The 16066-nt window shown below is 36.4% G+C and carries 14 protein-coding genes; 12 read left to right on the top strand and 2 right to left on the bottom strand.

The window, feature by feature from the left end; genetic code table 11:
- Positions 1 to 133: 133 nt before the first annotated feature.
- From tssH to AC2117_RS11620, 7 genes are all read left to right on the top strand, one after another.
- Positions 134 to 2815, top strand: coding sequence for a type VI secretion system ATPase TssH (gene tssH / locus AC2117_RS11650; protein ID WP_133974248.1), 2682 nt, complete (start codon positions 134 to 136; stop codon positions 2813 to 2815).
- A gap of 22 nt (positions 2816 to 2837) precedes the next feature.
- Positions 2838 to 3932, top strand: a complete 1095-nt coding sequence (gene tssA / locus AC2117_RS11645; RefSeq protein ID WP_133974246.1) for a type VI secretion system protein TssA — start codon at positions 2838 to 2840, stop codon at positions 3930 to 3932.
- A gap of 16 nt (positions 3933 to 3948) precedes the next feature.
- On the top strand, positions 3949 to 5313 hold the full coding sequence (tssK, locus tag AC2117_RS11640) for a type VI secretion system baseplate subunit TssK (RefSeq protein WP_133974244.1): 1365 nt from the start codon (positions 3949 to 3951) through the stop codon (positions 5311 to 5313).
- A 17-nt stretch (positions 5314 to 5330) separates the two neighbouring features.
- Complete coding sequence (gene icmH, locus AC2117_RS11635) at positions 5331 to 6137, top strand: type IVB secretion system protein IcmH/DotU (RefSeq protein WP_133974242.1); 807 nt, start codon at positions 5331 to 5333, stop codon at positions 6135 to 6137.
- A 12-nt stretch (positions 6138 to 6149) separates the two neighbouring features.
- A complete protein-coding gene (locus AC2117_RS11630) occupies positions 6150 to 6770 on the top strand; it encodes a hypothetical protein (RefSeq protein ID WP_133974238.1) in 621 nt (206 codons plus the stop codon).
- 7 nt (positions 6771 to 6777) lie between these two features.
- Positions 6778 to 7731, top strand: a complete 954-nt coding sequence (locus AC2117_RS11625) for a M15 family metallopeptidase (protein WP_197730909.1) — start codon at positions 6778 to 6780, stop codon at positions 7729 to 7731.
- A gap of 77 nt (positions 7732 to 7808) precedes the next feature.
- Positions 7809 to 8957, top strand: a complete 1149-nt coding sequence (locus AC2117_RS11620) for a winged helix-turn-helix domain-containing protein (protein ID WP_133974236.1) — start codon at positions 7809 to 7811, stop codon at positions 8955 to 8957.
- 90 nt (positions 8958 to 9047) lie between these two features.
- Here AC2117_RS11620 and AC2117_RS11615 read toward each other — a convergent pair whose 3' ends face one another.
- A complete protein-coding gene (locus tag AC2117_RS11615) occupies positions 9048 to 9503 on the bottom strand; it encodes a GNAT family N-acetyltransferase (RefSeq protein WP_042896764.1) in 456 nt (151 codons plus the stop codon).
- 111 nt (positions 9504 to 9614) lie between these two features.
- On the opposite strand from AC2117_RS11615, the gene AC2117_RS11610 reads away from it, so the two are divergent.
- A complete protein-coding gene (locus AC2117_RS11610; RefSeq protein ID WP_133974234.1) occupies positions 9615 to 11093 on the top strand; it encodes a PLP-dependent aminotransferase family protein in 1479 nt (492 codons plus the stop codon).
- A 267-nt stretch (positions 11094 to 11360) separates the two neighbouring features.
- Here the strand turns inward: AC2117_RS11610 and AC2117_RS11605 are convergent, their stop codons facing one another.
- Complete coding sequence (locus AC2117_RS11605) at positions 11361 to 12020, bottom strand: epoxyqueuosine reductase QueH (protein ID WP_133974232.1); 660 nt, start codon at positions 12018 to 12020, stop codon at positions 11361 to 11363.
- A gap of 453 nt (positions 12021 to 12473) precedes the next feature.
- On the opposite strand from AC2117_RS11605, the gene AC2117_RS11600 reads away from it, so the two are divergent.
- The 4 genes from AC2117_RS11600 (at position 12474) to AC2117_RS11585 (ending at position 16008) form a co-directional block, all read left to right on the top strand.
- Positions 12474 to 12767 carry a hypothetical protein gene (locus tag AC2117_RS11600; RefSeq protein WP_005041621.1) on the top strand — a complete coding sequence of 98 codons (294 nt, stop codon included), beginning with the start codon at positions 12474 to 12476 and terminating at the stop codon, positions 12765 to 12767.
- 198 nt (positions 12768 to 12965) lie between these two features.
- Entirely contained in the window at positions 12966 to 13433 is a 468-nt protein-coding gene (gene soxR / locus AC2117_RS11595; RefSeq protein ID WP_133974230.1) for a redox-sensitive transcriptional activator SoxR, read from the top strand.
- A 158-nt stretch (positions 13434 to 13591) separates the two neighbouring features.
- Positions 13592 to 14026, top strand: a complete 435-nt coding sequence (locus AC2117_RS11590) for an I78 family peptidase inhibitor (RefSeq protein ID WP_042896762.1) — start codon at positions 13592 to 13594, stop codon at positions 14024 to 14026.
- A 602-nt stretch (positions 14027 to 14628) separates the two neighbouring features.
- Positions 14629 to 16008: an L-serine ammonia-lyase gene (locus AC2117_RS11585; RefSeq protein WP_133974228.1), complete on the top strand. Its 1380-nt coding sequence runs from the start codon at positions 14629 to 14631 to the stop codon at positions 16006 to 16008.
- Positions 16009 to 16066 lie beyond the last annotated feature (58 nt).

The following is a 16066-nucleotide window of genomic DNA, read 5'->3' as shown; positions in this document are numbered from 1 at the left end:
ATATTTTATATAAATATCTACTAGAACATATTAACGCTTGAAATGATGAGTAGTTTGTCTGATAAAGCTGAATTTTGTTAATATACAGGCATTATGATTTTAAGCATTAAATTATTTAAAAATATTGAGAGTAATGATGAGTAATTTAAAAATTTTAATTACAAAACTTTCTACAGTTGCGCGTACTGCTTTAGAAAAATCGGCTAATGCTTGTGTTATTCAACAGAATTACGAAATTGAAATTGAACATTTATTTTTAGAGTTACTTAATCAATCTCTAGAAAATGATTTAAAAATTTTATTAAAGAAATATAAAATTTCACCTGAAGCTTTGGCTGATGATTTAAAAGAAACAATTTCGCAATTACCGAAAGGTAATTCTCGAACTCCTATTTTTGCTAAATCTATCGTTCGTTTGTTTGAACAAGCTTGGTTATTAGCTTCCGCTGAGCAAAATCCAGTTATTCGTAGTGGTCACTTATTAGTTGCGTTATTAACGGCACCTGATTTATATCAAATTGCTACTCGAGCTTCGAGTTTATTCGATCTTTTACCAATTGATTCAATGAAACATAAGTTTCTTGAAATTTGTGAGAAGAGTGTTGAACAACAAGATGAAACAAAAACACTTTCGAAAGAAGATGAGCCAGAAGAAGTCGCTACAACAAATACAAAAGTAGTTAAAACTCCTGCGCTTGATCAGTACACGATTAATCTAACTGAAAAAGCTAAACAAGGCGGTATAGATCCAGTTATTGGGCGTGAATATGAAATTCGCTTAATGCTCGATATTTTAATGCGTCGACGCCAAAATAACCCGATCTTAACTGGAGAACCGGGAGTTGGTAAAACAGCAGTGGTCGAAGGTTTGGCTTTAAAAATTGCTCAAGGTTTAGTGCCTAACGCCTTAAAAAATGTCCATTTACATGTGCTTGATATGGGGCTGTTACAGGCTGGCGCAAGTGTTAAAGGCGAGTTTGAGAACCGTTTAAAACAAGTGATTCAAGAAGTTCAAGCTTCTGCCCATCCTATTATTTTATTTATTGATGAAGCACATACCTTAATTGGTGCAGGTGGGCAAGCAGGGCAAAATGACGCTGCAAATCTTTTAAAACCAGCACTTGCACGTGGTGAATTGCGTACCATTGCTGCAACAACATGGGCGGAATACAAGCAATACTTTGAAAAAGATGCTGCCTTGAGCCGACGTTTTCAAGTGATAAAAGTAGAAGAGCCAACCGAAGAAGTTGCCGTTGATATGTTACGTGCAATGATTCCTGTGATGCAGCAGCACTTTAATCTACAAATTGATGATGAAGCGATCGTTACTGCGGTTCATTCTTCACATCGATATATTAGTGGTCGCCAACTTCCAGATAAAGCAGTGAGTGTGCTTGATACAGCAGCAGCACGTGTTGCATTAACCCAAAATGCACAACCGGTAAAACTCGATCAGTTAAAAGCACAAGAGTATAACTTAAAGCTTGAACAGCAGATTTTAGAAAATGAGCATCGTCAGATTCCAATTCATCATGAACGATTGGAAACTTTAAAAGTTAATTTAGAATCTTTGCAAAAAGAGATTCATGAAACCCAAGAGCAGTGGCAAAAAGAATTAGAGCTTGTTCATAAAATTCAGGAATTAGAAGCACAGAATCATACTAATGAATCTGAGGCTTATGACCAGATCAATCTATTGCGTAAGAATCTTGCTGAGATTCAAGGCCAGCAACCATTAGTATTTGAAAGAGTAAACTCTCAAATCATTAATGAAATTATTTCTGATTGGACCGGTATTCCTGTCGGAAAAATGGTAAATGATGAAATTAAACAGATATTAACGCTTGAAGATAAATTGGGCGAACGTGTAATGGGGCAAGATTATGCACTCACACAATTAGTTCAGGGCATTAAAACTTCAAAAGCAAGACTTGAAGATCCGAATAAGCCACAAGGTGTATTTCTTTTAGTTGGGCCAAGTGGTGTGGGGAAAACTGAAACTGCATTAACTTTGGCAAATGAATTATATGGTGGTGAGCAGCATTTAATCACGATTAATATGTCGGAATACCAGGAAGCACATACGGTATCTTCACTTAAAGGTGCACCTCCAGGGTATGTGGGATATGGTCAAGGCGGGGTTTTAACAGAAGCTGTTCGCCGTAATCCTTATAGCGTTGTCTTACTTGATGAAATTGAAAAAGCACATAGTGATGTTCAGGAACTGTTTTATCAAGTATTTGATAAAGGCACTTTAGAAGATGGTGAAGGTCGAGTTATTGACTTTAAAAACACCACTATTTTGTTGACTTCAAATGCTGGCTCAAGTGCCATTATGCAAGCGTGCTTAAATACGCCTGTAGAAGAATGGCCAACAGCTGAAGAGTTGATTGACCATTTAAAACCAAGTTTGTACAAGCAATTCAAGCCTGCATTTTTAGGCCGAATGAGAGTTGTGCCGTATTTCCCATTGCACGACGATTTACTCGTACGAATCATTAAACATAAGCTAGGAAAAATCACAGCCAGAATTGAAAAACAATACGGCACACAAGTCCAATATTCTGATGATTTAGTAGAGCTGCTCTTAAGCCGTTGCACAGAAGTCGATAGTGGTGCTCGTAATGTCGATAATATTTTAAATTCTACGGTTTTACCTGCGTTAGCTACAGAAATTTTGGTGGCTTTAGCAGAGCAAAAATTGCCAAAAATTATCATGATTGATGCTAAAGATGATGAAATTCAATATTTACTAGATCCAGTTGCGAAAGCTGCTAAAAAAAGGACAAGTAAAAAGTTGAAGTCAGAAGTTTAAAATTGAATAGAGCTAAAATTAGATGAATATTGATATTTCTGAACTCCTTGAACCCATTAGTGATAGCTTACCTTGTGGTGACGACTTTTCATTTTCTAATGAATTTCATGAAATAAAAAAAGCGAAGACACAAGATGATCTATTGCTAGATCAAGGTGATTGGGTTGCCGAGCGCAAACAGGCCGATTGGGACTTTGTATCCAATAAAACGAGTGTTTTGCTAAAAGAGAATACAAAAGATATTCGTCTATTAACTTGGCTCTTAGAAGCTTGGACGCATCTTTATGGTTTTGATGGTATGGCTAAAGGTCTAACCTTGAGCCATACCATGTTAAATCAATATTGGCAGGAAATTCACCCTGTTATTGAAGATGATGACTTAGATCAGCGCATCGGTTTATTACAGGGTTTAATTAATCAACTTCCGATGTTGTTAAAGAAAGTTTCTTTAACCAATACAGCTCCTTATTATAATTTGCTTGATTATGATAATTTTCTATATCACGAGAATATTCGCCGTAAACAAACAGAAGATTACGATAGTCAGTCGGGGCCATCGGAATTAGAACAATTCGATCAGGCTATTTTCAATACGTCTAAAACTTTTCAATATTCTAATTATCAAGATTTTAGTTCAGTCTTAACCGAATGGGATGTTTTAAAGCAAACCCTTGATCATTTAATGGGACTAGATTCGCCGAGTTTTGGTGCAATTGATTCAGCATTTGAAACCATTCACAGCACATTACGCAAGATTTATAAAGCAGAAGCTTTTGGTACTGGGCTTGCGCCAATCCAAGAGCAGGCGACAGTCATCACGAGCTCATCTATGGAAAATCAAGTGCCTGTACAAGTTGTTTCAGATCAGCCTGCTTTTCAGCCTCAAGCTCAAACACACTTGGCGAATCGTGAGCAAGCAATGAAAGTGCTGCAAGAAATCGCGGATTACTTTCAAGCAAATGAGCCTCATAGCCCTGTGAGTTATATGCTTCAAAAAACCATTAAATGGAGTCAAATGCCGTTACATGAATGGTTAGCACAAGTCATTAAAGATGAGCATCCATTACAAATGGTTCAGGAAATGTTAGGTGTACAACCTAAAAATGAATACGAATAAAGATTGGTAAAGACATATGTTTAAAGCTGAAAAAGTCCTTTGGGGCGAAGGTTTATTTTTAAGACCTCAACATTTCCAAATTCAAGATACCTATCATGAACAACGGTTAAATCATACGGTTCGAGCGGTTGTACCTTTTTCATATGGTATTCAGAAATTAAATTTCGATGAGGCTCAATTGAGCACACATATTCTTGCTCTTGAGTCTGTAGAGATGATTTGGCAAGACGGAGAAATTTATCAGGCACCTGCTTACGATTTATTGCCTGAGCCAATTTTATTGGATGATCTTAATTTACGTGGTGAAATGTTAATCTATTTAGCATTGCCACTCTTACAAGCAAATAAGCAAAATCTCATTGATCAGAACCAAGCGCAAAAGGGTAGATATCAATCTCATCTTGTCGAGACGCATGATCTATTTACTAACGCTACCGAAGCAGATATTAGTTTGTTACGCCGTCGTGCTGTTTTTAAACTATTAGATGTACATAGTAATCCTGACCATAATTTAGATGGTTTTTTATATTTACCTATTGGAAAGATTAAGCGTCAAAGTTCGGGTGCTTTCGAAATTGATCGAAAGTTTATTCCGCCAATTTTGCATGTAGATGCATCTGAAACACTCATTTCAAATTTAAAAAGAACACTGAACGTTATTAAGGCAAAAATTAAGACGATTCAAACCAATAACAGAGAAAATGAACAGAAATTAATTGAATTTCGTTCAGGTGATATTGTTTCATTCTGGTTAGTGAATGCATTAAATACAGCTCATGCGGGGCTTAATCATTTTGTGCAATATCCACAAATCCATCCAGAGCGTTTGTTCTTTGAATTATTGCGTTTAGCAGGTTCATTATTAACTTTCTCGACGGCCTATGATGTCGATCAATTACCTGCCTATAAACACCATAATTTACAAGAAAGTTTTTCGCAGTTAGACACAATTTTGCGTGATTTACTCGATACGATTATTTCGAGTCGTTACATCAGCATCGCACTTAAAGAAATCCGACCTTCATATTGGGTGGGAAGCCTTGAGACCGATAAGATTACTCGAGACACTCGACTTTATATTGCAGTATCAAGTAGTGCAATGCAGACACATGAGTTGATCCAGATTGTACCTTTACGATTCAAGGTTGGTAGCACTTTAGATGTAGAGCAACGTGTGGTTGCTGCATTGCCTGCAATTCCATTGCATCACTTAATTCAAGTTCCAACTGCTATTCCTGTGCGCTCTGGTGTGAGCTATTTTGAAATTGAACCACATCATGAGTTATATCAGCGCATGTTAGATTCAGAGACGATTTGTATTTATGTTCCGGCTGGTTTCCAAGATATCAGTATTGAACTGATTGCGGTCATGAACGCTTAACGGTAAAGGAGAGAAAAATGTCACAATCCACAGGTGCTCCTTCTTTATTTGATGATGGGCAAATTGGAACGGGCGGGAGCAATAATAGCCAGTCTCAAGCAAAATTACAGGCAATCAATCTTATTGATTTATTGCATGATGGCTTTTATTTGGTTTTCTTAATTCGAAATCAGTATGTGCCAGCAGATGCGCAGCAGTTTCGTGAAAAAATCTTAAATTTACTTAATCAATTTGAGCAACAAGCCAAAAAGTTGCAATTTTCAGCTGATGATATTCATGATTCTAAATATGCATTTTGTGCTTTGATTGATGAAACGATTGTAACGCAACAAGACCCAAGCTATTTTAATTTACAAAATGCTTGGTTGATTAGCCCATTACAATTGAGCTTGTTTGGTTCTCAATTAGCGGGCTATCGCTTCTTTGAAATTTTGGAGCAATTACGTAGCCGTGGAAAAGAACGTCTAGCTGCTCTAGAAGTATTTCATTACTGCCTTTTATTAGGTTTTCAGGGCAAGTACCGAATCGAGTCTACGGAAAGTCTCAACCATTTAGTATCAAGAGTGGGTGATGAAATTGACTATTTGAAAGGAAAAAAGGTTGCATTTTCGCCGTTCTCGGCAATTCCTGATCAGATACGAAATATTATCCATCGCGAAGTACCTTTCTTCTGGATTTTGATTTTTTTATTGATTTTTGCATTTCTTACCTTTGCAGGGCTAAGATTTATGCTGAATAATCAAAATGATAAAGCATTATCTAATTATCAAAATGTGATTTCTGCTCCTCAAGAGCAAGCACATATTACAATTTATTTACCTTGATGATGGTACGAAATGGCTCAGGAAAAACCAACTTCTATTCGAGTTTTACAGTCGAATAAAAAAAAGCCGAAATCACCAATACTTTATATTGTCATTGGTGTTATTGCCGGGGTGTTTGTAAGCATCTCGCTATTCCTGTTCTTGTCTCAACCGTATTCGTCAGAATCAACTGCAATTGAGAATAAATCAACAGAAGAACAGATTTTAAATCAAGAGACTGCTCATTCTACTGATGAACAAAATCAGGTTGCTGTAAGTCAAGACAACGAAACAGATTCAATGAGTCGTGATGGCTTTGAACAACCTAAAGATAATGAATTAAGTAGTATCTTTAAACCTGTTCCGCATAAGTCCGCTACTACTAATGAACAGCGAGTTTCTCCGTTCGATGAACAGCTCACGGGTGAAAAGAAAGTTCAGCCTGCGCCTCAACTACAAACAGGGACGATACCTAAGTCGGCCCAAGCGAAAGTTCAGCCTACTCAACAAAAACCAGTGATTAAGCCACAACAAGTAGCGCAGACCAAACCTGTTGTTGAGAATAAAGCTCCAGCCGAGCCAGAAGCTGAGGTTGAACCACCTAAGGCATCGGTAGATATTAAAATTACACGAAGTCCTTTTGCTGTGAATTAATGAACTGATGATGATTTTTCTCATTTTCTTTTGCTTTACATGCTTGGCAATTGGTTTAGCGTTTTTAATGTCTTATGAGCTAAGGAGTAGAAGCAAAGATTTTGTTTTGTCATTACTGCCACAAGGTCGTAAGCAGCTTAATCAAGTTAGACAATTTGCTCAAACCATGAATCAGGCAGCTGCGCCTGAAAAGCTACAATCCCATTGGCATTTACAACAGTGGTGGATTGTCATTGCAGGCTTTTTCTTGTTTGCCAGTATTTTAGTGTTTGCTTTCACTCGACCTATTAGCTCAACTCGAATTGAAGCTGAATATCTCAAAAAAACAGATCCTCAAATTTATGCACTTTTGAATGGTGAAATATTATCACCACCACCAGAAGTGGATGAAAGCCTAATTGAAGCTGCGATTGTAGAGGCCACACAATTAGAGCAACAATATTCTGCTCAAAGTAGTGGCGCTATTAATTCTTCACCTATTGATAATTCGAGTTTCGATGGGCGAGCTATTTTAGATACAAGTTTAGTAGATCGTAAATGGAACAAAATGAACCCACGCTATAAGCAGCGTTTACTCATGGTTTTTAAAATTATGAAAGAACAATATGGCTATGAGTTGGTTCTATTGGAGGGGTATCGTAGTCCTGTTCGTCAGAATATGCTGGCGGGTAATCCGAATACGACCAGAGCAAAAGGGTATCAGAGTTATCATCAATTTGGTTTGGCAGCAGATATAGCCTTTAAGCGAAATGGAAAAGTGGTTATTTCTGAAAGAGACCCTTGGGCTATGCAAGGTTATCGTTTATATGGACAAGTTGCTGAATCGGTTGGTCTCACGTGGGGCGGACGTTGGAAATCTATCCAAGATTATGGACATACTGAGTTCCGCATGCCGGGATTAAGAAAAACTCAAGAAATGGCAGAAAAACTCATTGCCGAAAGTTTGAATGATATAAATTAAAAAGAGAAAAATATGTTTACAGAACCTAAAATACAGGACATTAAAATTGATTCAGTGATTAGCCAATTGAGCTTTCTATGACTTCATCTTTAAAACGGTTGGCTCTATTTAATCAAGGCTTAGGAAAGATTAGTCCGTTTGCAAAAGGTGTGGAGGGGACTTTACAGGCTATTGAACATTTGGGTTATGTGCAGATTGATACCATATCGGTCGTTGAGCGCGCTCATCACCATATATTATGGAATCGAGTGCCTGATTATGATTTAAGTCATTTAAATAACTTGGTTCGAGAGCGCCAGATTTTTGAATATTGGTATCATGCGGCGTCTTATCTACCAATGAAAGATTACCGTTATGCGCTGCCTGCCATGATGTCGGTTAGAAAGGGAGAAAGCCGTTATTTCAATAGAGGTGATCAACATCTCATGAATGAAATCTTAGCCCGCGTTCGTGCAGAGGGTCGAATTCGATTACGAGATATTGATAAGAATAATAAAAATAATTCGGGTGGTTGGTGGAATACAGGTCCTGGTCGCCGTGCTTTTGAGCAGTTATACATGCAGGGTGACCTGATGATTTGTGAACGTAACGGAATGGAAAAAGTCTATGATTTGACCGAACGCTGCTTACCTGAAAATATTGATTTAAGTATGCCTACGCTTCATGAATATGCGCAGTATTTATTTAATACAACGCTTCGAGCACATGGCGCATTTACATGGAAACAATTGGTTCATTTAAAGGGAAAAAATTTAAAAGAAACTATGCGTTTAGTGCTTAATGAGCAGGTTGATGCGGGTGTAGTGTCAGCAATTAAACTTGTTGATGGGCAAACTCTATATGTCCATGTAGCTGCAATAGAACAAAAAGTGAATACTGATTTTGGCTTAAAAATACTTTCACCGTTTGATAACTCGCTTATTCATCGTGATCGCTTAACATCTTTATTTGAATTTGATTATCGGATCGAATGTTATGTACCAGCAGCCAAACGGGTATTTGGTTATTTTTGCTTACCTATTCTTTATCAAGATGAGCTAGTGGGCCGCATAGATTGCAAAGCACATCGGACGGTAAAAGAGCTAGAGGTGATTAGTCTACATCTAGAAAAAACAATCAAAGATGAAGAGCTTTTCTTTTTCGAATTAGAGCAAGAGCTCAAGCGTTTTGCAGAGTTTAATCAATGCACCATCATTAATGACAAAGTCATCAAGCTCATTCGCTAAGGTGTAAGTAGGGAACTATTGGAGTTTCAAATAAAATATATTTAAGATAAAACACCAAAAGAATTAAAGCTTTTGGTGTTTTCAATTGGTCTAGATTAAAGACATGCGGTATTCAATTATTCCTGGTTTTTGTGCAATCCAGTCATAGAGTTTTTGAGCCGTGTGATTGGTTTCTTGCGTGTGCCAATATAAACGATCACAGTTTTGCTCAATGGCCTGCTTTTGTACATATTCAATGAGTTGCTTACCAATGTGTTGACCACGGACTTCAGGTGAAACATAGAGGTCTTCTAAATAACAATAATTATTCTCTGCCCATGTTGAGCGATGAATAACATAATGCACAATTCCTAAAACTTGCTCGCCTTGTTTGGCAACAGCACAATAAACGGGCTCATTTTCATTGAAAAAGCGTTCCCAAGTCACTTTTGTGACATGAAAAGGTAAATTTACCTGATAGAAATTTTGATAGGCAAGCCAATATTTCTCCCACTGTGAATAGTCCTGCTGTTGAACAGGGACAATCTGAATGTCTTGATTTTGCATAATAATTACACTCTGTTTTAAAGTTTTAGAAAGTTGAGAACTAAAGTGTAGTTTTGCTAGTGGTATTTTTGTAAGGTACACTTTCAATATCTTTCACAGTACCAGTTTGTTATGGCAACTTCGATTTCTGCATCTTTTCCACATTTGATTTTGCCTAAAGGTCAGATTAAAGATGGGCTATATTCGGCTCTGCGTGATGCTATTTTAGATGGAAGACTGAGTGCTGGAACAAAATTACCTTCAAGTCGGGCCTTGGCAGAGATGATGTCGATTTCACGAAACTCTGTGTTAGCTGCGCTTGAACGGTTACTCGATGAAGGATACTTATTTACCAAACCGAGTTCAGGTACTTATGTTGCTGAGGTTGTGCCAGATCAGCTAATACATATTCAAGAAAATTCAAAAAAAACTACGCTAACCAATCATCATTCTTTAAATATTAATCCGAATCTTGAGGGATTATTAACTTCATGGCGAGAACAGTCATGGTCAAGTCAAAAGAAAAAAATGTTCCATGTAGGAGTGGGTTGTATTGATTTATTTCCTCATCAGCTTTGGGGAAAATTATTAATACAAGCTTGGCGACAGTCGTATTATCAGCTGGGTCAATTTCACGACCCACGGGGCTATTTACCATTGCGTCAGGCAATCTGTGAATATGTCCGCTCAACCCGAGGTCTAAACTGCAACGAAGAGCAAATTATTATTGTAAATGGAACGCAGCAAGCCATTCATTTGACTGCATATGCCTTACTTCAAGCAAATGATCAGGTGTGCCTAGATGAACCAGGTTACGACGCAGCTTTTAATATTTTTCGAAGTTTTGGTGCTCAGGTCAATTTAATTGAAAGTGATGAAGAGGGAATGCGAATCTCTGACATTACAGATCATTATTTCAAAAGCAAACTTGTTTATACAGCACCTTCACATCAGTTTCCTGTAGGAGGAACTTTAAGCCTAGCTCGCCGTTTTTCGTTACTCGATTGGGCATCCCAACAAGAGAAATGGATTTTTGAAGATGATTATAATAGTGAGTTTCGTTATGGCACACATCCCATTCAGGCTCTTCAGGGTTTAGATCAGCAACAAAGAGTTATTTACTCTGGTACTTTTACTAAAATGATGTTTCCTGAGTTTCGGTTAGGATTTATGGTTGTGCCTGAAGCATTAATCGAAACTTTTAGTGCTGCTAAATACTACACTGACGTACGAAGTTCTTATTTAGAACAGGTGGCTTTGTCGCTATTTATACAAAAAGGGCACTATGCTCGGCATGTGCGTAAAGTTAGAAAAGCATGCTATGAGCGCCAACAAGCATTAATTAAAGCTATTGATGAGCATCTCTCGGAGGTACTCGACGTCCAACCCACCGATTCAGGTATTCATGCGGTATGCTGGTTAAAAGGTGCGTGGACAGAGCAAGAATTTATTGACCAGTGTTCAGTTTTAAACTTGGCTGTTCAGCCGTTATCAAGATATTGTCAGATGCTAAACAAGAAGGCCGCTGTACTTATTGGCTATGCAGCCCACACACCTAATGAAATTATTGAAAACATTCAAAAAATTGCACAATATTTAAAAACTAAATAATAGCCTAAGTTACGTTATGTAGATAAATTTAATCGTTATTCAAATACTTAAATGCAAATTTTATGACGATCAATTGGTTATATGAAACTAGAGATGTTATTAAGATTTTTATAAAATTAATTTTATTTTAAGCTAACACAATTAATCTAATTACATCAAAGCTTATTTAGTACACCTTTTAGCCACATTCTCCAGATGTGGCTCTTTTTTTATAAAAAATAAATATAGCTCAGAACAAATTAATTAATTTTTTAATAGAAGTAAAAATTAATCTTCTTCCATCGCATTACTGTAAAACTTAACGCCTAGTTTAATACGATCACGCCCATTACCCATACGCCAGCGGTTAGTATCTCGTAAAGAATATACACAGCCACAATATTCTTGCTGATAAAACTCTTCTCGTTTACTGATTTCAATCATGCGGCTTGAGCCACCATTTTTACGCCAGTTATAGTCCCAGTACTGAATTTCAGGATAGTGAGCAGCAGAGCGAATTCCGCAGTCATTGATTTGCGCCATATTTTTCCAACGAGAAATTCCTAACGAACTACTGATGAGACTAAAGCCGTGTTCATGTGCGTAAAGGGCAGTTCGTTCAAATCTCATATCGAAACACATGGTACAACGAATACCGCGTTCGGGTTCATCTTCCATCCCTTTTGCTCGAGCAAACCAATTGTCAGTGTCATAATCTGCATCGATAAATGGAATATTATGCTTTTCTGCAAAACGAATATTTTCTTCTTTACGGATTAGATATTCTTTTACTGGATGAATATTAGGATTATAAAAAAATATTGAAAATTTAATTTCTGAGTCGATTAATGCTTCCATAACTTCTCCTGAACAAGGAGCGCAACAAGAGTGAAGTAATAATTGATCGTGTCCAGAAGGGAGTTCTAATTTTAAACGTTGAGTTGACATAATAAAAAAATTAAATTGTAATGCCATTAATTATATATTTAATATTTGTATAATGTGAAATGAATTATTTTCAATTTTACTGTGAAATTAATTTAATATTTTAAGGAAAATCTATTGTTATATTTAAGGTTAAATTGAATGTAAATAAATGTCATGTTATATATTGATACTAGATTTATAATTAAATTTAAAGTTATTGCTAAATATACTATATAATTAAATAAATTATGGATGGGTTTTATATATTCAAAAATAATAAACCTTAAACATTTTTGATAAGTAATTGATGTATCTAAATATAATTTGAAATTTTTAGGGTTTTTTATTGTGATATGTATCACAAATAAACCTTATTTTTTCAATTAAAATATTTCTTTAGATTTATATCTTTAATAAATTTATACTATAAAATTCAGTGTGTTTTTTTAATTTAAGCGTGTGATAATTTGAGATATGGAAGATTGGCAATGTAAGTATTGTAATGGTTACATTATGGTTAATCATTCAAAGATTGGTGTAGGAGAAAAAGTTTACTTTTTGGTATATAAATTTGACGCAAAGAATGAAAGGAAAAAATTATATAAAAAGGGAGTTGTGGTTGCCCGTTACGATAATATATTACACATTGAGTCACGTAAAAAAACGTATAAGATCGAGCAGATAAAAGTCTATCCATTAGGTGCCCCAATGCCTTTTGTTTACAACATGTTTTGGATTTGTGGGTGTCCGTGTACTCTACAAAACTAATTTCTTAAATTTAACTGACAGCAAACTATTTTATAGATTGAACTGAGTTAATCATCACATCCATTTTTGTTATCAGCTTTTATAGATAAGACCTATAACTTTAGGAAAGTGGTTCACAGTCTATAAGAGAATCTCTGTGATTTATTTGACAAAATAAAAGTGTGCTCTTATAAACCTCAAGTAAAGTTGAGGTCAATCATGATGAATGGAAATAAAAAAGCTGACCCTAGTCGAGTTTTGACCGTGGGTGACGTTGCAAAAAGGAGTGGAGTTCCTGTTTCAACCCTACATTTTTATGAAGCGAAAGGGCTTATAAAAAGTATAAGAACAAATGGTAATCAACGTCGGTATCCTTTAATTATTTTAAGATATATTGCGATTATTAAAGTTGCTCAAAGGGTCGGTATTCCTTTAAATGAAATTAAAGAAGCTTTAAGTCAGTATCCGATAGGTAGCAAATTAACCGCTAAGCAATGGAAAGATCTATCGAGTCATTGGCGAGAAAGTCTGGATGATCGAATTCAAAAATTAACTCGCTTAAGAGATGAAATGGACTGGTGTATTGGTTGTGGCTGTTTATCATTAGAGCAATGCCCCTTAAGAAATCCTGAAGATATTTTAGGACAAGACGGATCGGGCCCCCGAATTTTAGAAAGACCTGAATAGAATATTTAAAAAATGACTTTTAATTGGGAATATCTTAATTTCCAATACATTAAATTTATTTTGCTTGAACATTCAAGTAAGTTTTTTATTGTAAAGAAGTGATATGAAATATGAAATTTTTTGATATCTTTAGCTTTTTTACTAAGAAGCAAAAAATTATGAAAAAAATTCTCTTTCTTGGCTTGGCACTTGTTTCGTTAACGGCTTGCTCGTCTGTACAACATAAAGATCTAACTCCACCAAAAATTGGTTCACCAAATCCAGCTAGTCAATATTGTGTTGAAAAAGGTGGGAAATTAGAAATTAGAAATGAAGCAAATGGTCAGGTGGGCTACTGTCATTTACCAAATGGCCAAGTCGTAGAAGAATGGAAATTATTCCGTGACAATCAAGCGAACTGCGTAGCAGAAGAAGCTCAAAAATTAGTGGGGCAATCTGGCCTTACTGATGATCAAATTAAGCAAAAAACTCAATCAGAAATTGTGCGTAAAGTTGCTCCGGGTCAACCAATGACTATGGATTATCGTACAAACCGAGTTACAGTGACCATTGATCCAGCTTCTAAAAAAATTACCAATGCAACATGTGGCTAATTTTTTAATTTAAATTTGCCAGTTCAAATTGAAATCAAAGCCTGCTGAAATGCGGGCTTTTTTACGACTTTAATTTTTAAAAGAATGAATGACGGGATATTCTTTTTGTTGGGGCAGTTGCTGTAAAGCGTGATTCATTTTTCTTCTCTTTCATTATTTCTATAAATTTAATATATCAGGCTTTATATCAGTAATAAAAAAAGCCCCTAGCGGACTAGAGGCTAAAAAACATCAGATGCGGTAACAGGTGAATTATGCATCTGAGTTAAGTAGGTTGTATCAAACCATGTAAAATACTTTACCAGCAAAAATGAATAAAAATAGTGAGGTGCGACTAATGGCTAATATTTGTGGTTTTTTATTTATACAAATTGGCGCGCTTATTTAAAGACTCGTTCTACAATACCCATTAAGCGATAAAAGCTCCACAATTCATGATTTTGATTAAACCAACCGATGTTGATTGTTCAACCGTTGTCTTTTTGTGCGACTACCCGTAGTTATTCGTGATTTATCCCAGACTTAATGATAATTTTAATGTCATCCGAAAGGACACAATAACGACGAACATACGAATAATAATGAATTGAAGGTAGGATCCCGTGTTTATTAGTGTATTTGATCTTTTTAAAATTGGCATCGGCCCATCTAGCTCCCATACAGTTGGACCAATGCGTGCGGCATACAGTTTTGTGGATGATTTATTGAAGCAAGATGATCTACAAAAGACGGTTAGAATTCAGGTTAAGTTATATGGTTCACTTGCAGCCACTGGTGTCGGTCATGCAACAGACAAAGCTATTCTTTTAGGATTAATGGGTTTTGATCCTGAACATATTGATACCCAATCAAGTACGAGCTTCATTGAAGATGTGCTTGAAAATAAAATAATTAAGCTCAATCAGCAACAGAGTATTTCTTTTGACTATAAGTCTGATGTGCTTTTTTTAGATGAATCTTTGCCTTATCACCCCAATGCAATGGAACTAATTGCGTATAACGAAGCTGAAGAAATTTTAGATGCCGAAACTTACTATTCAGTTGGTGGCGGTTTTATTGTTAGCCAAAGACAATTAATACACACCCAAACTGAAACCAATGAAGTTAAGGTTCCATATCCATTTTATAGTGCGGCTGAACTCTTGAGCTTATGTAAAACGCATCATTTATCGATCAGTGAGTTAATGCTTGAAAATGAGAAAAGTTGGCGTAGTGAAAGTGAGATTCGCGCCAAGATTATGGATATCTGGAAGGTGATGCAGCAATGCATTCATAATGGGCTGATCAATGAAGGAATATTACCAGGCGGTTTAAATGTAAAACGTCGAGCTAAAAAAATTCATCAAAAGTTATTAGACAACAAAAATACTAACCTGATTGTGACCACGTTTCATGCCATGGAATGGGTTAATTTATTTGCGTTAGCGGTAAATGAAGAAAACGCTGCTGGTGGTCGAGTAGTAACTGCGCCGACAAATGGTGCGGCAGGGATTATTCCGGCAGTTTTATATTATTACGTGACTTTTTCTAAAGACTTTTCCGAAGATAAAGTCGTTCGCTTTTTTCTAAGTGCGGCAGCAGTCGGCATTTTATGTAAGCTCAATGCGTCTATTTCGGGGGCTGAAGTTGGATGTCAGGGAGAAGTCGGCTCAGCATGTGCAATGGCTTCGGCAGGGTTAGCTGAAATTTTAGGTGCATCACCTGAACAAGTGGAACATGCGGCAGAAATTGGCCTTGAACATAATTTGGGCTTAACGTGTGACCCGATTGGTGGGCTGGTTCAGGTACCTTGTATTGAACGAAATGCAATTGCGGCTGTAAAAGCCATTAATGCAGCACAAATGGCACTTCATGACGACGATGAACATCTTGTGTCTTTAGACAAAGTGATTCAGACCATGAAAGAAACAGGCAAGGACATGTCATATAAATACAAAGAAACCTCAAAAGGTGGACTCGCCGTTAACGCAATTGAGTGCTAAAAAAGTGAGATGGGGAGGAGGTTGCCCCATCTTATTTTAAACATTAAGCAGGGTGAGC

The sequence above is a fragment of the Acinetobacter calcoaceticus genome, from assembly GCF_900520355.1.
Classification (GTDB): domain Bacteria; phylum Pseudomonadota; class Gammaproteobacteria; order Pseudomonadales; family Moraxellaceae; genus Acinetobacter; species Acinetobacter calcoaceticus_C.
Note: the sequence above shows the minus strand (reverse complement) of the source record. Positions and strands in the feature narration are given on the sequence as shown.